Source organism: Pedobacter sp. 10L46_2, assembly GCF_056395165.1.
Window position 1 is genome coordinate 1 of the sequence record NZ_JBFTIZ010000068.1, and the last position, 23706, is coordinate 23706.

The 23706-nt window shown below is 38.0% G+C and carries 23 protein-coding genes; 14 read left to right on the forward strand and 9 right to left on the reverse strand.

Annotated features, from left to right (window positions below):
- From AC1DDX_RS09615 to AC1DDX_RS09625, 3 genes are all read left to right on the forward strand, one after another.
- On the forward strand, positions 1-445 hold a 445-nt coding region (locus AC1DDX_RS09615; RefSeq protein ID WP_477621993.1), incomplete at its 5' end, for an exodeoxyribonuclease III.
- 3 nt (positions 446-448) lie between these two features.
- Complete coding sequence (gene hutI / locus AC1DDX_RS09620; protein ID WP_288881278.1) at positions 449-1693, forward strand: imidazolonepropionase; 1245 nt, start codon at positions 449-451, stop codon at positions 1691-1693.
- A complete protein-coding gene (locus AC1DDX_RS09625) occupies positions 1693-2661 on the forward strand; it encodes a formimidoylglutamase (RefSeq protein ID WP_288881280.1) in 969 nt (322 codons plus the stop codon). The genes hutI and AC1DDX_RS09625 overlap by 1 nt, the downstream gene beginning before the upstream one ends.
- On the opposite strand, the gene AC1DDX_RS09630 is transcribed toward AC1DDX_RS09625, so the two are convergent.
- From AC1DDX_RS09630 to AC1DDX_RS09660, 7 genes are all read right to left on the reverse strand, one after another.
- On the reverse strand, positions 2622-3200 hold the full coding sequence (locus AC1DDX_RS09630; RefSeq protein ID WP_288881281.1) for a 5-formyltetrahydrofolate cyclo-ligase: 579 nt from the start codon (positions 3198-3200) through the stop codon (positions 2622-2624). The two genes, AC1DDX_RS09625 and AC1DDX_RS09630, sit on opposite strands and share 40 nt — an antisense overlap.
- 84 nt (positions 3201-3284) lie before the next feature.
- Positions 3285-3845 (reverse strand): elongation factor P, encoded by a 561-nt coding sequence (efp, locus tag AC1DDX_RS09635; RefSeq protein ID WP_048908156.1) that lies wholly within the window; start codon positions 3843-3845, stop codon positions 3285-3287.
- Positions 3846-4001: 156 nt separating this feature from the next.
- The gene (locus AC1DDX_RS09640; RefSeq protein WP_172662326.1) at positions 4002-4616 is read right to left on the reverse strand and encodes an ABC transporter ATP-binding protein; all 615 of its coding nucleotides are present in this window, start codon (positions 4614-4616) and stop codon (positions 4002-4004) included.
- Positions 4617-4627: 11 nt separating this feature from the next.
- Positions 4628-5413, reverse strand: coding sequence for an acyl-ACP--UDP-N-acetylglucosamine O-acyltransferase (gene lpxA / locus AC1DDX_RS09645; protein WP_048908154.1), 786 nt, complete (start codon positions 5411-5413; stop codon positions 4628-4630).
- Positions 5410-6822: a bifunctional UDP-3-O-[3-hydroxymyristoyl] N-acetylglucosamine deacetylase/3-hydroxyacyl-ACP dehydratase gene (locus AC1DDX_RS09650; RefSeq protein ID WP_172662327.1), complete on the reverse strand. Its 1413-nt coding sequence runs from the start codon at positions 6820-6822 to the stop codon at positions 5410-5412. The genes lpxA and AC1DDX_RS09650 overlap by 4 nt, the downstream gene beginning before the upstream one ends.
- Positions 6822-7898 carry a UDP-3-O-(3-hydroxymyristoyl)glucosamine N-acyltransferase gene (gene lpxD / locus AC1DDX_RS09655; RefSeq protein WP_048908152.1) on the reverse strand — a complete coding sequence of 359 codons (1077 nt, stop codon included), beginning with the start codon at positions 7896-7898 and terminating at the stop codon, positions 6822-6824. The genes AC1DDX_RS09650 and lpxD overlap by 1 nt, the downstream gene beginning before the upstream one ends.
- A gap of 119 nt (positions 7899-8017) precedes the next feature.
- Positions 8018-9241: an HD domain-containing protein gene (locus AC1DDX_RS09660; protein WP_172662328.1), complete on the reverse strand. Its 1224-nt coding sequence runs from the start codon at positions 9239-9241 to the stop codon at positions 8018-8020.
- A 103-nt stretch (positions 9242-9344) separates the two neighbouring features.
- Between AC1DDX_RS09660 and porX the strand changes: the two genes are divergently transcribed.
- The 4 genes from porX (at position 9345) to AC1DDX_RS09680 (ending at position 13304) form a co-directional block, all read left to right on the forward strand.
- Positions 9345-10898: a T9SS response regulator signal transducer PorX gene (gene porX, locus AC1DDX_RS09665; RefSeq protein ID WP_172662329.1), complete on the forward strand. Its 1554-nt coding sequence runs from the start codon at positions 9345-9347 to the stop codon at positions 10896-10898.
- A 2-nt stretch (positions 10899-10900) separates the two neighbouring features.
- Entirely contained in the window at positions 10901-11317 is a 417-nt protein-coding gene (gene tsaE / locus AC1DDX_RS09670; protein WP_172662330.1) for a tRNA (adenosine(37)-N6)-threonylcarbamoyltransferase complex ATPase subunit type 1 TsaE, read from the forward strand.
- A 65-nt stretch (positions 11318-11382) separates the two neighbouring features.
- A complete protein-coding gene (locus tag AC1DDX_RS09675) occupies positions 11383-12609 on the forward strand; it encodes an alanine dehydrogenase (RefSeq protein WP_048908148.1) in 1227 nt (408 codons plus the stop codon).
- An 8-nt stretch (positions 12610-12617) separates the two neighbouring features.
- Positions 12618-13304 (forward strand): M15 family metallopeptidase, encoded by a 687-nt coding sequence (locus AC1DDX_RS09680; protein ID WP_172662331.1) that lies wholly within the window; start codon positions 12618-12620, stop codon positions 13302-13304.
- 1 nt (position 13305) lies between these two features.
- On the opposite strand, the gene AC1DDX_RS09685 is transcribed toward AC1DDX_RS09680, so the two are convergent.
- The gene (locus tag AC1DDX_RS09685) at positions 13306-14544 is read right to left on the reverse strand and encodes a D-alanyl-D-alanine carboxypeptidase (protein WP_337717065.1); all 1239 of its coding nucleotides are present in this window, start codon (positions 14542-14544) and stop codon (positions 13306-13308) included.
- A 122-nt stretch (positions 14545-14666) separates the two neighbouring features.
- On the opposite strand from AC1DDX_RS09685, the gene AC1DDX_RS09690 reads away from it, so the two are divergent.
- The 4 genes from AC1DDX_RS09690 (at position 14667) to AC1DDX_RS09705 (ending at position 17037) form a co-directional block, all read left to right on the forward strand.
- Positions 14667-15344, forward strand: coding sequence for a retropepsin-like aspartic protease (locus AC1DDX_RS09690; protein WP_477621994.1), 678 nt, complete (start codon positions 14667-14669; stop codon positions 15342-15344).
- Complete coding sequence (locus tag AC1DDX_RS09695; protein WP_477621995.1) at positions 15338-15787, forward strand: PDZ domain-containing protein; 450 nt, start codon at positions 15338-15340, stop codon at positions 15785-15787. The genes AC1DDX_RS09690 and AC1DDX_RS09695 overlap by 7 nt, the downstream gene beginning before the upstream one ends.
- Positions 15788-15805: 18 nt before the next feature.
- Positions 15806-16747, forward strand: a complete 942-nt coding sequence (locus AC1DDX_RS09700; protein ID WP_216854442.1) for a hypothetical protein — start codon at positions 15806-15808, stop codon at positions 16745-16747.
- A gap of 98 nt (positions 16748-16845) precedes the next feature.
- On the forward strand, positions 16846-17037 hold the full coding sequence (locus tag AC1DDX_RS09705; RefSeq protein WP_008241764.1) for a cold-shock protein: 192 nt from the start codon (positions 16846-16848) through the stop codon (positions 17035-17037).
- 66 nt (positions 17038-17103) lie between these two features.
- Here AC1DDX_RS09705 and AC1DDX_RS09710 read toward each other — a convergent pair whose 3' ends face one another.
- Positions 17104-17916: a glycerophosphodiester phosphodiesterase gene (locus AC1DDX_RS09710; RefSeq protein WP_337717067.1), complete on the reverse strand. Its 813-nt coding sequence runs from the start codon at positions 17914-17916 to the stop codon at positions 17104-17106.
- A gap of 92 nt (positions 17917-18008) precedes the next feature.
- Between AC1DDX_RS09710 and AC1DDX_RS09715 the strand changes: the two genes are divergently transcribed.
- From AC1DDX_RS09715 to AC1DDX_RS09725, 3 genes are all read left to right on the forward strand, one after another.
- Positions 18009-21326: a hypothetical protein gene (locus AC1DDX_RS09715; protein ID WP_337717069.1), complete on the forward strand. Its 3318-nt coding sequence runs from the start codon at positions 18009-18011 to the stop codon at positions 21324-21326.
- Positions 21327-21337: 11 nt separating this feature from the next.
- Positions 21338-21772 carry an rRNA maturation RNase YbeY gene (gene ybeY / locus AC1DDX_RS09720; protein ID WP_172662336.1) on the forward strand — a complete coding sequence of 145 codons (435 nt, stop codon included), beginning with the start codon at positions 21338-21340 and terminating at the stop codon, positions 21770-21772.
- 295 nt (positions 21773-22067) lie between these two features.
- Complete coding sequence (locus AC1DDX_RS09725) at positions 22068-23669, forward strand: ABC-F family ATP-binding cassette domain-containing protein (RefSeq protein ID WP_477621996.1); 1602 nt, start codon at positions 22068-22070, stop codon at positions 23667-23669.
- The last annotated feature ends 37 nt before the right edge of the window (positions 23670-23706 follow it).

Consider the following 23706-nt stretch of genomic DNA (forward strand, 5'->3'; position numbering starts at 1 on the left):
CTACATGCCATCTGGATCCAGTGGGGACGACAGACAGGTCAAGAAGTACGAATTCATGCATTTCTTTGATACATATATTGGAGACCTGCGCAAGGAGTATCCTAATTTGATTATTTCAGGCGATTACAACATTTGCCATACCGCCATCGACATTCACAACCCAAAATCAAATGCAAACTCTTCGGGTTTCTTACCTGAAGAACGTGAATGGATGGAGCTGTTTTTAAACAATGGGTTCATAGATACTTTCAGGCACTTTAATAAAGATCCGCACCACTATACTTGGTGGAGTTTTAGAGCAAATTCAAGGGCTAAGAACCTGGGGTGGCGCATCGATTACCATTTAGCAACCCAACCTCTTTTAAATAGGCTGAAACACGTTTCAATACTTCCCGACGCAATTCATTCGGATCATTGCCCTGTTCTATTAGAGCTAAATCCCTAAACCATGTCTGCCCTCTTAATAACAGATATTGACACGCTTGTAGGCACTCACCCTAAAAACATTTCTGTTTTAAAAGGTGGTGCTATGAATACTTTGCCTGTTATAAACAACGCCTGGATATTATGTGAGGGGGGATTAATAACTGGTTTTGGCAGTATGGACAACCTACCTGCTGATCTGCCTACATCATTAACCTCCATTTCTGCTAAAGGAGGTTATGTTTTTCCCTCTTGGTGCGACTCACATACACACATTGTATTTGCTGCTTCCAGAGAAGAGGAATTTGTAATGAAGATTAAAGGAAAAGGCTATGAAGAAATAGCGGCTGCAGGGGGTGGTATTTTGAACTCGGCCCGTAAACTCCAGCACGAATCTGAAGATCACCTATTCGAAAGCGCCTCCATCAGGCTAAACGACATGATTAAGCAGGGAACCGGAGCCGTTGAAATTAAGAGCGGCTACGGACTAACTTTTGATAGTGAATTAAAAATGCTTAGGGTAATCAGGCGGCTTAAAGACGCTTTTAAAATTCCTGTTAAGGCGTCGTTCCTTGCTGCTCATACTTTTCCTGAAGACTATAAAAAAGATCGTAACGGATACATTAGGCTTATTATAGAGCAAATGCTCCCTGGAATAGCTAACGAAGGACTGGCAGACTATATGGATGTTTTTTGTGAAAAAGGCTTTTTTTCTGCGGAAGAAACGGATAAACTTTTAGAAGCCGGTGTGAAATATGGATTACCGCCTAAAATTCATGCAAACCAATTGTCTATATCAGGCGGCGTTCAGGTTGGTGTAAAACATAATGCGATTTCCGTGGATCACCTTGAAGCTACCGATGAGGATGTGATTAACTGTTTAAGCACAAGCAATACAATTGCTACCCTTCTTCCATCTTGTTCTTTGTACCTTGGTATTCCCTTTGCAAATGCCCGCGGCCTAATTAATGCGAATGTTCCCGTGGCATTAGCCTCTGATTTTAACCCCGGCTCTACGCCTTCAGGAAATATGAATTTTGTGGTTTCGTTAGGCTGTATTAAATTAAAGATGCTCCCGGAAGAAGCTATTAATGCCGCTACTTTAAATGGAGCTGCCGCAATGCAGTTATCAGATGTTGCAGGAAGCATTGCAATAGGGAAAAAAGCGAACCTTTTCATTACCCGCCCCATGAGTTCAATAGCTTATCTGCCTTATAGTTTTGGGCAGTCGCAAATAGAAAAAATCATTTTAAACGGAGAAGTAAACTAATGGATGGACTTAGAATTTATTCGAATAAGGATATTCTAAAATTAGTCAATATCCGCAGCCGCGAAACAAAATTAGGTGAGCGCGTGAAGGTCATTGCTACTTTAGAAGATCTGAATACTTCCGAGGCCCGTTTTGTATTACTGGGAATTCCTGAAGATATCGGGGTAAGAGCCAATTACGGTCTGTCGGGCACATCTACAGCATGGGGTCCGGCGCTTAAAGCTCTTCTTAATACCCAAAGTAACCGCTTTTTAGATGGGTCAGAATTAGTCGTTCTAGGCCATTTTGAGTTTACTGAACCCCAAAATAATACGATTGAAGCATTCCAGAAAAAGGTATCAGAAATAGATAATCAAGTTTACGAATGTGTTCTTAAAATTATAGCTGCAGGCAAAACCCCCATTATTGTTGGCGGAGGGCACAATAATGCCTATCCCATCATTAAAGCGCTGGCCTCAGTCCACAAGAAGGCTGTTGATATACTCAATATAGACGCTCATGCCGACTTAAGAGAGCCAAAAGGCAGGCATAGTGGCAATAGCTTCAGTTATGCCTTAAAAGAGGGTTATTTAGCCAAATACGGGATCTTTGGATTGCACCATAATTACAACAATGAAGCAATTCTAAAACAAATAGAAGAGAATGAAAAAATACAGGTTGTTTTCTTTGATGATATCTTATTGTCGGACGCTACAGTAACCCTTTGGACCCCATTCATCAGTGCCTTTAAAAATCCTGGTCTAGAAATCGATCTTGATAGTATAGAGAATATGCTGTCAAGTGCTGCTACGCCTTCCGGATTTAGCTTAAATGACATCAGAAAGCTCATTCTTCGGTCATCAAAACAATTTGCCTATTTGCACATATGTGAAGGCGCAAGCGAAATGGCCGATGGAAGAACCAGTTCCTTTACTGGCAAAAGTATTGCCTACCTGATCACTGATTTCCTGAAATCATACACCCTATGAGGTGTAATACATAAATCCATTTGGACATCATGTTCATTTACATCCTCTATATCATCTCCTGATTCGAAAAAGGAAACACCCACCTTAAGTGTGGTCAAGCCCTGTAGAAACCTGTCATAAAACCCTTTCCCATAGCCAACCCTATAGCCTCTTTCATCAAAAGCCAATAATGGAATGATCACCATTTCCACATCCCCACTGTGGAGTTCTCCTTTTTGAGGCTCTAGAATATCATATAAGTTCTTTTCTAAACCATCCTTCCCTGAATAAACATAATTGTGCATTAAGGCCGTTTCAAAATCTGCTTTTGGGACAATAATTTTTATATCAGGATGGTTATTTCTAAGCCAATCGATGAAAAGAAATGTATCTGGTTCGTTTTTCTCAACTATGGGTAAAAAAACATGGATTGTCTTCACCTCCGAAAAATCAAGTCTTGAAAAATGAGCTAATAATTGGTTACTAAGTGCAGGTATTGCCGAGGGGGAGAGTAATTTTCTCTTGTTCAATGCTAATTTCCTAAGTTCTGCCTTTTTCATTTAAACAAATATAAAAAAAGATGGCTTCGGGAACCACTCCGAAGCCACAATCAACCTAAACCTAAAACTAAACTATGAAAATTCTTATTTTACTCTTTCTACGTAATCGCCAGTGCGTGTATCTATCTTAACTTTATCGCCTTGATTGATAAACATTGGCACTTTTATTTCAACTCCGGTCTCTACTGTTGCATATTTAAGTGCGTTTGTAGAGGTATCGCCTTTAACTGCTGGCTCAGAGTACGTTATTTCTAATTCAACATGTGAAGGTGTTTGTGCCATAATAGGCTCGTCACTTTCAAATGCGATAATTACATTCATTCCTTCTTTCAAAAAGCGAAGGCTTTTACCAAATAACACCTTTGGTATGTTAAACTGCTCGTAAGTAGTATTATCCATTACTACAAGTGCTTCACCATCTTCATACAAGTATTGGTAATCGTTGGTTTCAACACGGCAAATCTCAACATCTTCATCAACACGGAACCTATATTCTACAAGTTTCCCTGTTTTTACATTCCGCATTCTTGCTTGATAAAAAGCGCGTAAATTACCTGGTGTACGGTGTAGAAACTCTTCTACTTGCACTAATTCTCCGTTAAAACGAAGGATATTACCATTTTTTACTTCTGATGCTTTTGCCATTTTATTCTGAAATTTTGCCTAAACCACCGGCTCTTTTTCGTGCCGCAAAGGTATAAACTATTTATTAATTCTACAATAGTAATTTAAAAATATTTTTTTATCGTTCTTTAATGCCCAAATCGACCGCTTTTGCACTTATCACAAATATAATTTTTGTTATTTATAATCCGTTATTTGAACGAAATGGTTACAAAACGAATACTCAGCTTCCTGATTTGAGCCTACTATTACAAGCCGGTCAGCCGTAAAACGTGCGATCAGTTCATGATACCATACAACACCTTGCTTATCTAAGTTTGAGGTCGGCTCATCCAATAAAAGTATTGGTGTATCTGTACAACATGCCAGAACGAGCTTGGTTCGCTGTTTCATTCCAGACGAGAAGTGTTTTAGTGCCTTGTCTTGCGATTTCTTTAATCCAAGCAGATCCAAGACCATCTCTTCATCAAAGCCCTTCTGCAGCGTCTTAAACCTGAAATGGAAATCGATGGTTTCCTGCAGCGTAAATTCTTCGATCAAATCTAAATACGGTGCCGCAAAACTGATATATTCATAGATTCGCTCTACGGGTATATTCTTCTGATTATTATAGGTTATAGCACCCTCCGACGGAGATAAATTTCCCAGTACAACACTCAAAAGTGTCGATTTTCCAGAGCCATTTGGGCCTAAGATTGCGTATTTGCCGCCAGAATTAAATTGATAATTTATTCCTTTAAAAATCCATTCCTGGTTAAACCTTCGCCCAATGTCCTCTAAAGTAATTGTCATTGATTGATCAATTAGCTTCCAGAACCAAAGCCCTTCATTACACCTCTGTTTGAGTTTCTAATAAAATCAACTATTTCATCACGAATTTCTGTTGGTTTAAATTCTGCTTCAATCATATCCAACGCTTTAGTAACGTTATTATGTTTCACAAATAAAACCCTATAGATCTCCTGTATCTCGTTAATCTTTTCAGACGAAAAGCCTCTCCTTCTCAAACCTACTGAGTTAATTCCTGCATACGAAAGCGGCTCTCTTGCTGCTTTAACGTAAGGCGGAACATCTTTCCTTACCAGGGAACCTCCGGTAACAAAGGCATGGGCACCAACTTTTACAAATTGATGGATAGCCACTAGTCCTGCCAGTACTACATAATTACCAATGGTAATATGGCCTGCCAAGGTGGTGCTATTAGAAAAAATGCAGTAATCTCCAACTTCACAGTCATGAGCGATGTGAGAATATGCCTGTATAAGGCAATTACTTCCTATTACCGTCTTCCACTTGTCTTTTGTTCCCCTGTTTATAGTCACGCACTCTCGGATAGTGGTATTGTCTCCAATCTCAGCTGTGGTTACCTCACCAGCAAATTTTAAATCCTGAGGCACACCAGAAATTACTGAGCCCGGAAAAACCCGGCAGTTCTTTCCAATACGCGCTCCATCCATAATGACTACGTTAGAACCTATCCAGGTTCCCTCACCAATCTCTACGTCCTTATGTATCACTGCAAAAGGCTCTATTACCACATTATCGGCAATTTTTGCCTGAGGGTGTATATACGCTAGGGGTTGTATCATGCTACTGGTTCGCTATCTTTTACTTTTACAATTTGTGCCATCATCTCTGCTTCCACAACTACCTTGCCTCCAACCATTCCGACACCCTTCATCTGGGCAATTCCCCTTCTGATTGGTTCCATCAAATCGCATCTGAAAACAATAGTATCGCCTGGCGATACTTGAGCCCTAAAGCGTACATTATCTATTTTTAAGAACAAGGTAAGGTAATTTCTTGGATCTGGAACTGTGCTCAGAACCAAAATACCTCCGGTCTGCGCCATTGCCTCAATTTGAATTACTCCCGGGAACACTGGCGCTCCAGGGAAATGTCCTTTAAAAAACTCTTCATTCATGGTAACATTCTTAACGCCAACTACGTGTGTTTTAGAAAGTTCCAATATTTTATCAATAAATAGAAAAGGTTGTCTGTGCGGTAAAATATCCATGATTTGAACCACGTCGTAAAGTGGTTTTACCGATGGGTCATAAACGTGCTGTACCTTTTTGTTTTTTTCTTTTTTGATTGCTGCTTTAATCTTTTTTGCAAAGGCAACATTTGCTGCATGACCTGGGCGGGCAGCCATAATATGGCCCTTTAAATGCACTCCAACAAGCGCAAGATCACCTATCATGTCCAACAATTTATGTCTGGCAGGTTCATTTTGATACCTTAATTCCATGTTATTTAAGATCCCCTGTGGAGCAACCTCTATCGCCTTTCTATTAAAAATAGTGGCTAAATGGTCTAGTTCCTCTTTGGTAACTTCTTTGTCAACAATAACTATGGCATTATTTAAATCACCTCCTTTAATCAGATTATTTTGTAATTGATATTCAAGTTCGTGTAAAAAACAAAAAGTTCTGCACGATGCAATTTCCTTTCTGAATTCAGCAATACTTGAAATGCCAGCATGCTGACTGCCTAAAACAGGTGAATTATAATCTATCATACAGGTAAACCTATAGTCGTCAAGCGGCATTGCTACAATCTCAACTTTTCTATCCGGTTCTGTATAAGTTATATTATGTGGTATTTGAAAGTACTCGCGATCGATATCTTGTTGCTGAATTCCGGCTGCTTCTAGTGCTTCTAGGAATAGGATTGCGCTGCCATCCATAATTGGCGTTTCCGGACCATCCACTTTCATAAGCACATTATCCAGATCCATACCTACAAGCGAGGCCATTACATGCTCAACGGTACTTACACTTGCGCCATTCTGAGAAATAGTTGTGCCTCTGGCAGTATCAGTAACATTATCACAATCTGCATCAACTATTGGCGCTCCTGGTAAATCTACTCTTTGGAATTTAAATCCATGATTTTCAGGTGCGGGACAAAAAGTTAATGTAACATTTGCTCCGGTATGCAGGCCTACCCCTTTTACGGAAACCTCGTTCTTAATGGTCTTTTGCTTAACGTTCATTATTTATCTTGTATTGTACTGTTTTGCTCAATTAACGCTTTTAATTGTGCGATAGTTGTTTCTAAGGCTGCTATTCTTTTTTCAACAGCAGGTAATTGTTTAAATATTACAGATGCGCGCATCCAATCTCTTAGTGGCTGGGCAGGGCTGCCGTGCCATTGTTTATTTTCTTCTGTTGTACTAAAATTAATACCCGCCTGTGCGCCAATTTGTGTTCCCTTAGCTAATGATAGGTGACCCGCAATACCAACCTGTCCTCCAACAACGGATTTCTCACCCAGTTTGGTACTTCCCGAAATTCCGGTTTGCGCGGCAACAACACTGTGTTCACCAACATCAACATTGTGGGCAATTTGAATAAGATTATCCAATTTAACCCCTTTTCTAATGAAAGTGGATCCCATTGTTGCCCTATCGATCGTAGTATTCGCGCCAATCTCAACATCATCTTCAATAACCACATTGCCAATTTGGGCAATTTTTGAATAGGTCCCGTCAGCTTGTGGGGCAAACCCAAAGCCATCACTACCTACTACAGTGTTTGCGTGTATAAAAACCCGATCTCCAATAACTGACCGGTTATAAATCTTTACCCCCGGAAAAAGTGTACACCCCGTTCCAATTTTGGTATCAGGGCCCACGTAAACCTGAGCAAGTATTTTCGAGTTATCTCCTATTTCTACGTTTTCTGCGATATAAGAAAAGGCTGCTATAAAGACATTTTTACCCAATTTTGCAGTTGGGTGCACAAAGGATGGCTGTTCAATTCCTGATGAGTCATTAACCTGACTAATCACTTCATTGTACCTGTCTAACAACACAGAAAATGCACTATAAGGATCTGCAACCTTAATTAAGGTACTTTTTACAGCCTGTGCAGGCAAAAAATCTTGACTAACAATAACTACAGAGGCATTGGTAGAATATAAATAGTTCTCGTATTTCGGGTTGGACAAAAAGCATAAAGATCCCGGCTTGCCATCTTCTATTTTAGAAAGCTCTTCGACTTTTACATTTTCGTCGCCCTCAATGGTGCCATTTATAAATTCGCTTATCTGCTTGGCAGTAAATTGCATTTTACAAAGTTATATGTTAAATTGATATGAACAAATAAACCTATTTAGGTTATTATAATTCCATCTTAGATTAAGAAACTAAAAACGGGATTAAAAACTAATTATTTTGTTAAATTATGCTAAATAATTCTCGGGTAGCAAAGTATGTGCTTTTTCACTGTTTTGTCTAAAGATTCTAAGTTAGATAAATCTGATGCTTTTGCAATATCAATTATGATATTGTTTTTTAATAGGATATTAATATTGCTGTTCCCCGCATCATATGCCCTGTTTCTTATTACATCGGTAAAAACAAAATAGGACACTTCATCATCATTAAGTTTCAAAAATTCCGCGGTGTTCTCCTTAAGCACATCTACTCTGTTCTGATCTGGAGCATCATTTGTAATTTCAACTTTATAAAGATTCCTGTTAGTAAGCATTTTGCACAATTGGGCCAATATTCTATCCGGATGGTCTCGCCAAACTTTAATGGAGGCAAAAATGTCCTGATCATCAAGTTGGGCGAACATATTTAAATGAATCTCTTCAGAAAAGAAACTTGTCTCCGTAACGTCATTTATTAAAAAATGCTGAAGCGCAGGTGTTGCAAAAAGAGCCTCTCCCTTAACTGCAAGTTCCTTTGCGCGTTTCAAAATTTTCACCAGCACCATTTCTCCTGCAATAACTGTTTTATGCAAATAAACCTGCCAATACATCAGTCTTCTGGAAATCAAAAAGTTCTCTATTGAGTAAATTCCCTTTTCTTCAATTACCAGGTTATCGTCCAGCACATTAAACATCTTAATGATGCGGTCAAAACTGATTACACCTTCGCTTACTCCGGTAAAAAAGCTATCCCGGTTCAGGTAATCCATTCTGTCAAGATCCAGCTGACCAGAAACAAGTTGAGCCAGAAAATTCTTATGGTATTTGCCTTTAAAAATATCAATTGCCGGGGTTAATCTTCCGCCAAATTCTGCATTAAGCTTTTCCATAATAAGCATGGAAATATCTTCATGCTTTATTCCGTTAACCAACGAATACTCAAGCGCATGCGAAAAAGGCCCATGTCCGATGTCATGTAGTAAGATTGCAATTGTGGCAGCCTCTTCTTCTTCCTTATTAATCTCATGCCCTTTGCTTCTTAAAATTTCAATAGCCAATCCCATCAGATGCATTGCCCCTAAAGCGTGGTGAAATCGGGTATGTAACGCTCCCGGATACACCAAATGGGTCATCCCCAATTGCTTTATATACCTCAACCTTTGAAAATAAGGATGAGAGATGAGATCAAATACTATTTCTGAAGGAATATTTATGAAACCATAAACAGGATCATTTATTATTTTCTTTTTGTTCAATCCTTAAAAATAAATTATACGGTACAAAAATTGCTATTTTTATCCATAGTAAGAAAGACACAGTCTCTTTTTGACAAATTAATTCACATTATAAAATACGATAATGCAGGAAACCAAGATTCTATGGGCCGACGATGAGATAAACTTATTAAAACCACATATATTACTGTTAAACGAAAAAGGATATCATGTTACCACCTACACTAATGGTAACGATGCCCTTGAAGCATTTGGGAAAGAACACTTTGACCTGGTTTTTCTTGATGAAAACATGCCTGGTATGAGTGGTCTCGAAACCCTTACCGCAATAAAAAACATTAGAAATGATGTTCCGGTTGTACTAATTACCAAAAGCGAAGAAGAAAACCTGATGGAAGATGCCATCGGGTCTAAAATAGATGACTACCTTATTAAGCCCGTTAATCCGAAACAGGTTTTATTAACCATAAAGAAAATTATAGACAATAAGCGTCTTGTAAGCGAAAGAACCTCCATGGCTTACCAACAGGACTTCAGGCGCCTGGGAATGACTTTAAACGATAAGTTAAGCTACGAAGAGTGGGTAGATGTTTATAAAAAATTAGTCTTCTGGGAACTTGAGCTAGAGAAACTTGATGATCCGCAAATGCACGAGATTCTGACAATGCAAAAGTCAGAAGCAAATATGCAGTTCTCAAAATTCATTGAAGACCATTACTTAGGCTGGGTTAATGGCAAAGGCAAAGCCCCCTTGCTTTCAAACGAGTTATTAAAGAAAAAAGCATTCCCTTTAATTAATAACAATGTTCCTGTCTTCTTTATTCTTATTGATAACTTAAGGTACGATCAATGGCGGATTATTAATCCCCTGATTACTGAACATTTCCGTTTGGACGAGGAAGATACGTATTCAAGTATCTTACCTACTGCAACCCAATATGCACGTAATTCGATATTCTCTGGGTTAATGCCGCTGGAAATGGAAAAACGCTTTCCTGGATTATGGCAAAACGATGATGATGAGGGCGGAAAAAACATGCACGAAGGTGCCTTTTTGGCAGATCAGATTAAGCGTAGCCTGCGTAAAGATTGTAAATTCAGCTACAACAAAATATTAACTTACGACGACGGGAAGGCCCTTAATGAGCAAGTGAACAATTTGCTGCAAAACGAGTTTAATGCTATTGTATATAACTTTGTCGACATGCTATCGCATGCCAGAACAGACATGCAAATGATTCGTGAGCTGGCCAACGACGATGCCGCCTACCGTTCACTAACCCTCTCATGGTTTGAGCATTCTCCTTTAATGGATCTTTTGAAAAAAATCTCTCAGAAGAATGTTAAGCTGATTATCACGACAGACCATGGAACAATAAGGGTAAAACATCCAAGCAAAGTTATTGGCGATAGAAATACCAATACAAATCTTCGCTACAAGCAAGGGCGTAACCTTAATTTTAATGCAAAAGAGGTTTTTCTTATTAAAAATCCTCACGAGGCCCAATTGCCAAAAATTAATATTAGCTCCAATTATATCTTTGCAAAAGAAGACCGTTATTTTGTTTACCAGAACAACTATAACCAATTCGTAAATTACTACAATGAAACCTTCCAGCATGGGGGTATTTCATTAGAAGAGATGATTATACCAATTGCCACATACAGTTCAAGATAATAATGAATATTAATGTAAACAGCTTATCTGATTTAGATCAAGCCGCTATTGCCCTGTTAGATTTTGCCGGAACTGAAAAAATATTTGTTTTTGAAGGAGACATGGGGGCTGGAAAAACAACTTTTATTAAAGTCATAGCAAAAGCGCTTGGCGTAAAAGAACTGGTTTCAAGTCCAACCTTTTCCATTGTAAACGAATACGAGGGAAAAGGCAACATCTTTTATCATTTTGATTTCTATCGTATTAAAAACCTCCAGGAGGCATACGATATTGGCTACGAAGAGTATTTTTTTTCAGGAAATACCTGCTTTATCGAATGGCCCGAAAAAGTTGAAGAGCTTTTACCGGAGCACTATATTAAAGTTGAGATCAAAATGTTAAGTGAAAACGAGAGGGTACTGTCCATCAATAAAATATAAAATGGCAAACCCTGATTTTTAGGTTATTTTTCTTAATTTCAAGCTAAAATATCACATAAACAAATATGGCTACAGGATTACGCGAAGGWATGGCCTCCATTGCTCAAAAAGGGCTTTTACAACCCAAAGAGACAATGTCAGAAACCAGTCAGAAAAGCAATAGTTTGTATATTGGCATTCCAAAAGAAATCTCTTTCCAGGAAAACCGAATTGCACTGACTCCTTTATCGGTTGCCCTCTTGGTTAACAATGGGCATAAAGTTATAATTGAAACCGGCGCTGGCGTTGGTTCAAATTTTTCAGATAACGACTATAGCGAACAGGGTGCGATTATCTCTTTTAATAAAAAGGATGTATTTAATGCTGATATCCTGGTTAAAATAGCCCCGCCAACTTTAGAAGAGGTTGCCCTCATGCATAAAGGACAGACTTTAATATCGGCGCTTCAAATGGGCGGACTAAAAGAAACCTATCTAAAAGCGCTTCTTAATAAGAAAATCAATGCCATTTGCTTTGAAAACCTTAGAGATGAAGGAAATATTCTAAGCGTAGTACGTGCAATGAGTGAAATTGTTGGAGCAACCTCTATTTTCATCGCTGCAGAATATCTCAGCAATGTAACAGGAGGAAAAGGATTGATGCTTGGGGGCTTTACAGGCGTTCCGCCAACCGAGATTGTAATTCTTGGCGCAGGAACCGTTGGAGAATATGCCGCGCGTACAGCCCTTGCGCTAGGCGCGGAGGTAAAAGTATTCGACAGTTCTATTTATCGCTTAAGACGCCTTCAAAATAACCTGGGAAGCCGGGTATTCACCTCTGTAATGCAACCTATAGTCCTTGGTAAAGCAATTACTACCTGCGATGTTGTTATTGGCGCCATCAGAGCAACTCACGGAAGAAGCCCCTGCATTGTAATGGAAGAAACCGTAACCCGAATGAAACCCAATTCGGTTGTAATCGATGTAAGCATAGACCAGGGTGGTTGTTTCGAAACCTCAGAAGTCACCAATCATAAGGACCCCGTGTTTAGGAAACATGATGTAATCCATTATTGCGTTCCTAATATCGCTTCTCGGGTGCCTCGCACGGCGTCATATGCCCTCACAAATATATTTACACCAATTCTTGTAGATATAGGTGATATGGGCGGATTAATGAATGTGGTTTGGAGCAAGCCCGGTATCAGAGAAGCGCTATACATTTATCAGGGGCATTTAACGAACAAAGACCTTGCTAACATGTATAACCTTCCATACAAGGACATTGAACTGCTTGTGGTCTCAAATCAATAGCTCCTGGCATGAGGAAATACCTGTACCTGCTACTGCTTTTCATTTTTCCGTTATGCACAAAAGCGCAAAAACTTAAGGCCAACCCTTACGGTTTACAAGTCGTCAATTCATATGAAGATTACCACTCATCCTATGCTAAAGACCCAAAGAATAAATTAATAGAAATCCAAAAAGCAATTCCGAACATTAAGCTCGATATCAGGTACGCCACCAAAAACAACTTCATGAATCAGGTGATGTACAAAGAGGCCCGGGCTTTTGCAAGGAAGCCTGTTGTTGAACAGCTAAAAAAGATACAATTTGCCCTTAACAAAAAAGGCTACGGCTTAAAAATCTTCGATGCGTATCGGCCATATACCATTACACTTGCTTTCTACCAAAAAGCTAAAGACAAAAATTTTGTCGCTAACCCTAAAAAAGGATCTAAACACAACCGGGGCTGTGCCATAGACCTAACACTTATCGATTTAAAAACGGGAAAAGAACTTCAAATGCCGACACCGTACGACAGTTTTGCGGCCCAAGCCTCACCATCTTACTCAAACCTGCCAGCACCAGTAATAAAAAACAGAACATTACTGATAACAACAATGCAAGCCTATGGATTCCGTGTAATAACAAATGAATGGTGGCATTTTGATTTCGTTGGATGGAAAAAATATCCCCTCATGGATATTCCATTTGAAAAGCTATAACCTAAAAGTTTTCATGCACGTAGGTTATAATTTTGCCCATCTCATTTCTCACTCCGGTTGTAGACGAAACAAAATTATTATTCATAAAGGAGAACAGATATATCTTGTTTTTTTTGGTCACAACATAACCGCTCTGACAGTGAACATTCGATAGCGTTCCTGTTTTGCCAAAAACAAAGGGATCATTGGTTTTAGGATAGGCATTTTTTAAGGTTCCGCTCTTCCCACCGGCCGGGAGCATCGCAAATAATCTCTTTTGATCATTCACCTCTTTGTAAATAAGCTCCAGAAGCTTAATAATATCCCTTGGGGTGAATAAATTATACCTTGACAAGCCAGAACCATCAATCCATACGGGTTTATCCTGTAGCTCCTTTAAATAGGTTTTTTCGATGTGCTGTATTGCCGCCTCTGCACTCAAATGCTCGCCAATCTGATTTGAATATACCAGGAGCAACTGTTCGGCAATAAAATTGTCACTTGGAACCAGCATCTCTTTAAAAACAGAATCCGATTTTAAAGAATACAACATTGATGCATTAGCGGGCATATTCATGTTAACTAATTCAACCTTTTTTCCAAGCGTATCCGACAATAATGCTAATGTTGTTTGCAAACTGACTTTATATGGCACGGCCTGCTTATATCCCAAAGGCACAGCTACTGAGGGATAATTAAATCTATTTTCATTGAAATCCCTCTTTACAAGAAAAGAAGTATCTTTTATTGAAGAATCCTGACCTACACAATCAGCAAACAAGGTAGGCGAAACCTTCAATTTACCCTTCTCTTCATTAATTTCAACCAGGTTCCCCATAATCGGGAACTCATTGATCTCTGCCTGATAATAATCATTGTAATCATCCCATTGCCAACCCTTTCCATAAAAATCCCCCTTGTATCTTCCATGCGCAAAAAAGAGTTTCTTTTTTGTAGCTCTTAGAAAATCGAAAGCTTTCGTTCCTTTTAACTGGATTTGTAAAAAAGAAGGATCTCCTGTCCCCCAAAATATAAGGGAATCACCACGCTCAATATACCGCAAGGCTGGAATTGAATCAGGGGTCATTTTTAGTCCCCCATAAAAAGTAAATAATTTAGTGTTTGATGCCGGAGTAAAATATTTATCAGCGTTATTTTCAAAGACCATTTTATCCGCAGACATATCGTATAAAGCAAACCCAACATAGTGTTTTTTTAGCCCCTCAGACTGTTTAAAAAGGCTATTCACCTTTCTGGCCATACGACGGTCAATGGAGCACCCACTTAAAAAAAAGCCCCCACAGACAACCAATAAAAGAAATAAGCTTTTAATTTTAAATTCAGATCTACACATACTGACTACTAATTTATTAAATTAGTTCAATGAATTCGCTTATGCGTGCCGTTAATTTCTTTTTCTTAAAAGTTATTCTGATTTCCATAATAATTGGAATTTGCTCGGCATATGCCCTAAAAGCCCAGCAATTTAGTTTTCATGGTTCTCGTACAAAAGGCGCTGTCAATTTTACCCTTATCCGGAATTTAATTATTATTCCCTTGTACATTAACAACAAAGGCCCGTATAACTTCATTCTTGATACCGGTGTAGGACCATTGGTGATCACAGATACTACAATTGTTAAAGATTTAAACCTCAAAGATCTTCGGCCTATTAAAATAACCGGTCTCGGTAAAGGAATAGAAATCGACGCTTTTCTTTCCAATGAGCTCTCAGCCAAAGTAGGCAAAGCAAGTATTGATTACATCCCTACGGCAATATTAAAAACAGATATTTTAGGTCTTTCAAATTTTATGGGCATCAGAATTTATGGCCTTTTGGGTTACTATTTCTTCAATAGCTTTACAGTCGAAATTAATTACTCTTCTAAAAGAGTAATCTTTAGCTTGCCGGGAACTAAAAAGAAAATAAAAGGAGATATTGTTCCATTGCAAATCATCAATAACAAGCCCTATATCAACGTAGAGCTAGACACCAAAGAATTGGGTATAATAAACGCAAAAGTTGTTGTTGATAATGGTGCCAGTCATGCCTCGTGTTAAAGGATGTCATTTCTTCCTATCCTATTTATGATGATGTAGCGGCAAAAACGTTTATTTTAAATCGAAATGGGAATCTGGGAGCCGACATATTAAGTCGGTTCAATGTTACTTTTGATTATGCAAATGAAATCATGTACCTCAAACAGAATCAATCCTTCAAGCGGCCGTTTGAACACGATATGTCGGGTATCGAAGTCTATGTAGAAGAAGACCCAAACAAGCGATATTTCATCAGCAGAATTGAACCCAATTCTCCGGCCCAGTTGGCAGGAATACATGAAGGAGATGAGATTATATCCATCAATTTTTCTAGCGCCAAAACCCTAAACCTTAATGACATTACCAAAACATTACGCTCGGGAGATGGCAGGGGCATTTTCCTTTCCATAAACAGAAATGGAGAGCTCCTTATCAAACTTATAAAATTGAAGAAACGGATATAAATATTTATTTTTACAAATATGACGAAGATACCCCGTTTTAAATTATTATTCAGCTTAATCTTACTCACTACATCTTATGCCTGCAACAGCCCTAAAGAGGAGAAAAAAGTCGTAAAAAAACTTTCATTTGATTCAATCATTGGAATTAGATATCAGGAAGTAAAGCGTAGATTTAGCAACGGCCTTTCTTTCAATGAAATGGGATTCCAGCAGGAACCATCGTGGATCATTCAGTTTAAATCAAACGATACAGTGATGGCTTATAGTCCTCAAAAGAAAAAGATGCAGCCCTTTTTTCTCATGTTTGATCATGGCGATGTATATAATTTTGCAAATGAATACTTCCGGATAAAAAAAGTAAACAAAGATAGCCTTGTGTTTCAAAGGCTTCATCTTCAAAAAAAGGAAATCTCGAAAGACATCAGATCTGATGTTAACATAACTTACTATTCCGATAATTATATAAAAAATGTATTAAAAACAACTGCAGAGGAGCTGCAAAAGCCCTCCAAAGCCGATACACTTTATGTTCAATGGCTCTCTGCAAAATCAAATCGCAACCCGAAAAATTTAGATAGTGCGTTCGCGGGCCGGCAGCCGGTGGAGTTTACCCCGGTAAGCAAGCTAATTAAAGTAAAAAAAATCACAACCGTTGACCCCTTTATGGGCAGAACACAATCCTACGATTATTTATTCCCGGAATATCGTATCGACATTGATAAGGCTTACAAGGACTTTGCATACGCATTTAATGTGCTTGTAAATGCTAATGGCAAAATGTATTTAACTTCATTTGGAAACGTTTTGCCAGAACACAAAGAGGCAAGAAAGAAATCATTAGAAGCAATTATCAATGTCTATCTTCAAAATCTACTGAGGGTTACACCGGGAAAAACACTTGGAATACCCCACTCTAGCGAAATTAAATTGGTTGTTCAGGGCAAAAAAGACAATAAATGATGCTTTTCGCATTTTATATTAATCAAAATATAAAGCACTTGCATTTTAATAAAAAAATAATATGTACATTGCACACTTAATTTTTAATAAATAATACAATGCAAGAAGGAACAGTAAAATTTTTTAATGTAACTAAAGGTTTCGGATTCATCATTCCAGCAAACGGAGATAGCGAAATTTTTGTACATTCAACAGGCCTTATCGATGAAATTCGTGAAAACGACAAAGTTGAATACGATGTTGAAAGCGGTAAAAAAGGGTTGAATGCGATTAATGTTAAAGTAATCTAGATTATTAAAAACATAAATTGTACAGCATCGCAGATAACCTGCGATGCTTTTTTGTTTTATAGCCTTTTATTTATTCTCCGTCTGTGTTGCTTTGATGGTCTCGAAAGCCAATTCAGGTTCGTTTGTAGTTATAAACTCCACCTTATTCTTAAGCAGCCATTTCATGTCCTCAGCATTATTAACTGTCCACGCATTAATAGTTAAACCCAATTCTTTAGCCTTAGCAAACCACTCTCCTTTTTGGTAAACGCTGTAGTGATAATCCGCACCATAAAATCCATCGGCTTTAAGTTTATCTAAAGATGCATCTCCATTCAAATAAGCCACCCTAGCCTTAGGGTCCAATTCCAAAACCCGCTTCAGAACATCATAGCTAAAACTAATGTAATCAACCCATTCTTTTGCTTTCAATTTCTTAACCATTGCAACTGCACGGTCAGTTAATTTCTGATCTCTTTCCGGATCTGCTTTCGATGGTTTTATCTCCAGAATCAACTTCATTTTCTTCTGCTTTATTCCCTCTTTTAAATACGCTTCCAGAGTAGGAATATTTTCGCCATTTGGATGTTTTTTAGTCAAAAGCTCTTTATACGTTACTTGCGCAATATGAAGCCCATAAAAGTCCGGATCGTGGTTAATAACCAAAACGCTATCCGAAGTCATATGAACATCGAATTCAGAACCATAACAGCCCAATCTTATCGCTTCTTTTAGAGAGGCAATAGAGTTTTCAGGTAAATTATTCTTTTTCCATGCCCCACGATGCGCAATAACAGGATTATTATTCCATGAACTTCCCTTAACAATTGCTTTAGGCTCCGGATCAAAACTTTTCGTAAATACAGCCATAAGGGTAATGACTAAAATTGATGATTTCATAAATATACTTTTTCTAAAAATACTCGTTAAATGTTTATCTAAACGTTTTCTTAAAGTTATTTTTTAACTTTATTACCCATTCCACTGTTTTAATGAATAATAATTACGCCATTTTAATAGCTAAAGTTAATGAGTTTACGCAAAAGTTTTATCTGAATAAGCTGGTGCGGGGGTCTATCTATGCAGCAGCCTTGCTACTTCTGGGTTATCTTTTCCTCTTTCTGTTTGTTTATTATACAAACCCTGGTGTAGGCACTAAAACCTTCCTTTTTTTTTCGTTTATAGTGTTTTCTGTAGCAGTAATATCATTTCTCATTATAAAACCAGCACTTTCTTACTTCAAACTAAGTAAGAATCTAAGTATAGAAGAAGCGGCTACATTAATTGGCGATCATTTTTTTAATGTAAAAGATAAGTTACTAAACACCCTTCAGCTTCAGGCGCTTGCCAATCAGCATCCAAACAACAATCAATTGATTTTAGCAGGGATTGATCAGAAAATAATGGAACTCAGACCCGTTCCTTTTGCAAGCGCAATCAAACTAAAAGACAACAAAAAGCACATTAAATACTTCCTCATACCTCTCTCTGTTATCCTGCTAATTGGCATAATTGCACCAGCCATATTAAGAGAAGGAACTAGCAGTTTTGTTCAGTACAATAAAGAAATTCTCCCTAAAGCTCCTTTTGATTTTGTGATGTTAAACAAAAGCCTAATGGTTCCGCAGGGCGATGACTTTACGCTTAAACTTAAAACCACAGGAAACGAACTCCCTCAGGAAGTATATGTTTCAGATGGAGCAAATACCTATAAATTAGAAAAAGAAGGCAACAACCGCTTTACCTATATATTCAAAAACCTACAAAAGAATAAAAACATTCAGTTCTCTGCCGGGGGCTTTAACTCTATTTCTCATACAATTGAGGTTAAACCCCGTCCTTCCGTACTCAATATTACAGCTAAACTCCAATACCCCGCATATCTAAACAAAAAAGAAGAAACCATCCAAAATGCAGGTGATTTATTAATCCCTGAAGGAACGATAGTTACCTGGTTGTTAAACACAGAGAACAGTAGTGCGCTTAACTTTATCATTGGGGGCAAGCAGTACGCTTTAAATTCTAGTAGCAATAGCTTTAGTTTTACCAAAAAGCTACAAGAAAATACAGGATATCAAATTACTCCTAAAAACAGCTTTATAAACAGCAAAGACTCTCTCTCTCATCAAATAGCCATTATTAAGGATGAATTCCCTAACATCTCAATAGTAGAAACCCCAGATTCTGTTAGTAGCAAGGCCTTATATTTTTCGGGGAATATATCAGACGATCATGGATTTAGTTCCTTAAAATTTCAATACAATATCAAAGAAAATGGTATCCTAAAAAGCACTGTCACAAAATCCATTTCAATAAAGAAAAATCAACAGGAAGACGCATTTTTCTATCTATGGAATCTAAACGAGACGCCTCTAAAGCCCGGACAAGCACTAGAGTACTATTTTGAGGTGGCAGATAATGATGCGGTAAACGGAGCTAAAAAGACTAAATCAGCGATAAAGATATTTGAAGTTCCCACCCAACAGCAGGTTGCCGAAAAAATAAACCAGGGAAACACAGAGCTGAAGCAGAAAATGGAAAAAACCATCAAACTGGCCTCCGAAGTTGAAAAAGACAGCAAAAAGCTTGGAGAAACGCTGCTGGATAAGAAACAACTCTCTTTCGATGATAAAAAACAGATAGAACAACTGCTGGATAAGCAGCAGCAACTTGAAAAAGCAGTTGAGGAAATCAAGTCATTAAATGAAAAAAACACACTCCAAAAAGAAGAGAACAATGCTTTAAAAGACGAATTAATGGAGAAACAAAAGAAGATTGATGACCTGTTCAACAATGTTCTTAATGAAAAAACCAAAGAGCTTCTTCAAAAGCTTCAAAACCTAATGGACGAGAACAATAAGGATCAAACTCAAACTGAGTTGTCTAAAATGCAGATGGACAACAAGTCTTTAAAGAATGAACTTGACAGGATATTAGAGCTTTACAAGCAATTAGAATTCGAACAAAACTTAAAAAACAACACAGACAGGCTAAATGACCTTGCTAAGGAGCAAAAAGAATTATCCCAAAAAAGTGCAGAAAAAGACTCTGGGCCCAACAAGCTTAAGGAAGAACAGAAAAAACTCTCTTCTGAATTCGACGACATTAAAAAAGAACTCGAGAAACTAGATGAGAAAAACCAGCAAATGGAGCGTCCAAATCCATTTAAAAATCCTGAAAAAGAAACATCCGAAATCAAACAACAACAAAAGGACAGCGAGAACAAACTAGATCAGAACAATAAAAAAGATGCGTCCAAAAGTCAGCAGAAAGCGGCCGAACAAATGGAAAAGGTTGCTAAACAAATGGAACAGATGCAGCAGGAATCTGCTGAAATGGAAAGTAACCTGAGTATTGCCGAGCTGCGTCAGTTATTAAAAAACCTGCTGAACACCTCTTTTGATCAGGAAAAGGTAATGCTGAACCTAAAAGGAATGAATAGCAATGACCCTCTTTATACACAGAACGTGCAGAAACAACGCAGTATTAAAGACAATATGAAAACCATTGCCGATAGTTTATTCTCTTTAAGTAAAAGGGTGCCACAAATTGAAACTGCTGTTAATGAAGAAATGCAGAAGATTAACTTCAATATTGATAAAAGCCTGGAAAACCTTGGAGAAAGAAACACTGCCATGGCAAACAGGAATCAGCAGTACACCATGACGTCAGTAAACAACCTAACCTTAATGCTGAATGAAGCGCTGGACCAGCTCCAGAATATGAAGAAAAACACCAAAGGAGGCGGGCAAGGAAAAGGAAAAGGAGGCAGCATGCAGCAACTTCAGCAAATGCAAAAGCAGCTTAACAACAGCATGCAAAAGGCACGCGATGAGCTTCAGAAGAACGGGAATAGAGGCTCTGTACCAAAAGGGCAAATGAGCCAGGAGTTTGCAAAAATGGCCCAGCAACAACAAATGATAAGAGAAGCACTTCAGAAAATAAATCAGGAGCAAAATAAAGACGGAAAAAATGGGCTCGGAAACCTCAATCAAATGATAGAAGACATGAAGTCTACTGAGAATGAGTTAGTTAACAAAAAAATAGAACAGGAAACCCTTAATCGTCAAAAAACCATTCTTACAAAACTACTTGATGCAGAGAACGCGCAGCGAGAACAAGATCAGGATGCTAAAAGAGAGGCAAAAGCCGCTAAAGATTTCCCCCCTTCTTACAAACAGATGCTCGAAAAATTTAAAAAACTTCAGCAATCAGAAACAGAATGGCTGCAGAAATTGCCTCCTGATTTAAACTTCTTCTATAAAAAGAAAATAACAGAGTACTTTAAATTGCTAAATTCGCCCCAATAATTTATGATCTGATGAGCAAACCGAGCATTAATTTTTTTACAGAAGACACCAATTATACCATAAAAAAGAAGACCGTTATTAAGGATTGGCTCAAATCTGCCATTGCAGCAGAAGGATATCTTTTAAAGGAATTGAATTTTATACTTTGCTCCGACGAATATCTGCTGCGTATAAACCAGGATTACCTTAATCATGACACATATACTGATGTAATTACTTTTGACAACTCAGAAGAGCTTAAAACGATTGTGGGCGACATATTTATCAGCATCGAAAGAATAAAGGAAAATGCGGCAACATTTAAGCATACCGTTGAGCAGGAATTGTGTAGGGTCATGATTCACGGAGCACTTCATCTTTTGGGATATAAGGACAAAACTAAAGCAGCAAAAACACTCATGACTGCGCGCGAAGACCACTATCTTGCGCTTTTATCTAATCCTTAATATTTGGCTGTTTTTAGGCTTTTTGCCGGGACTTGGCTTTTTTACAGCATAAGTATTGGATTGTCCGTTGTTATTGCTTCTAACGCCCGCTAATAGAGCCGTTTTTTAACCCTTTTTATCTTCAAAAGTACCATTGTTCTTATTTTGAGGAGGCTATTATAACATTTTCGTTACAATCAAGTTATGTTACTGTAAGATCAAAATCCTCTATATTGAATAGGCCCAACTATATACCAAATAATTATTGCTTACTTTTGTAGTAATTTCTTATCTATAATCTCGTTAAACACAGACTTTGAGCACACTAATTGCAGCCGAAAACTTAGGCCATGCTTATCACGATGAATGGCTTTTTAAAAACTTAACTCTGGGCATACAAACCGGTCAGCGCGTAGCGCTAGTTGGAATAAATGGCGCCGGAAAGAGTACCCTATTAAAATTACTTGCCGAAAGATTCTCTCCTCTTGAGGGTAAAATTGTAAAAAATAAATCCGTAAAGATCGGATTTCTTGATCAGGAGCCATCTTTCACTGAAGGTCACTCCATTAGTGATTTCATATTTTCATTGGAAAACAAGCAACAACAACTTATCAAAGAATACGAAGAGCTGATAGAAGACCCCAATCCAGATGAAAGGACACTGAATCGCTTATATGAGGAATTAAGCGAACACAACGCCTGGGAGTATGAGCATGAGATAAAAACCATTCTTAGTCGGATGGGGATCACTCATTTACAACAACAAATTTCTACACTTTCTGGCGGACAGAAAAAGCGTTTGGCCCTGGCGAAACTCCTTATTGAGGATCCTGAGATCTATGTATTAGATGAGCCAACGAATCATCTGGACATAGATACGATTGAATGGTTAGAGAAATTACTTACATCTGGAAATAAAACGATCCTATTGGTTACGCACGACCGTTATTTTCTGGACAATGTATGTAATACGATCGTTGAGCTAGACAGAGGAAAAATATATAACTACAATGGCAACTATGCCTACTTCCTTGAAAAGAAATCTGAAAGAGAAGCTGCTGATGAGAGTACTTTTCAAAAGAACAAAAATCTTTTAAAGAAAGAATTAGAGTGGATGAGAAGGATGCCACAAGCACGTACCACCAAATCTCAGGCAAGAATTGACGCATTTTACGACTTAGATAGCAAAACAAAGCAACGAACTGACAATCAAAGTATTACTTTAAATGTAAAAATGTCACGCCAGGGAAACAAAATTCTTGAGCTAGACCATATTGGGCAGTCATTTGATGATAAAAAAATCATCAGTGATTTCAGTTATACATTTAAACGCGCCGACAGAATTGGTCTCGCCGGGAAAAACGGAACGGGAAAATCCACTTTGCTAAATATTATTACCGGATTTCTTAAACCTGAAAAAGGAAAAGTCGGGACTGGAGAAACAACTGTTTATGGTTACTATAAACAAGGAGGTTTAGCTTTCAATGAAAAAGAACGTGTTATTGATATTGTAAAATCTGATGCCGAATATATTAAAATGGCAGACGGGCAAACCATATCCGCCTCGCAACTATTAACGCTATTTCTCTTCCCGCCCAAGAAGCAACATGGCATGGTCGAGAAACTAAGCGGTGGAGAAAAGAAGCGATTGCACCTGATGAAAGTATTAATGCAAAACCCAAATTTCTTAATTCTCGATGAGCCTACAAATGATCTTGATATCGACACCTTAAATGTTCTTGAAGAATTTCTTGAGAATTTTCCAGGTGTGCTAATACTTGTATCGCACGATAGATATCTGTTAGATAAAATGAGCGAGCAATTATTTATAATGGAGGGAAATGGTGAAGTGACGATTTACAATGGAAATTATTCGGAATACAGATTAAGTTTAGATGCTGCAAAAGAAAAACAATAAGTAAAAAAGAAACAAACCAAAACGCCCGCTCCTACCC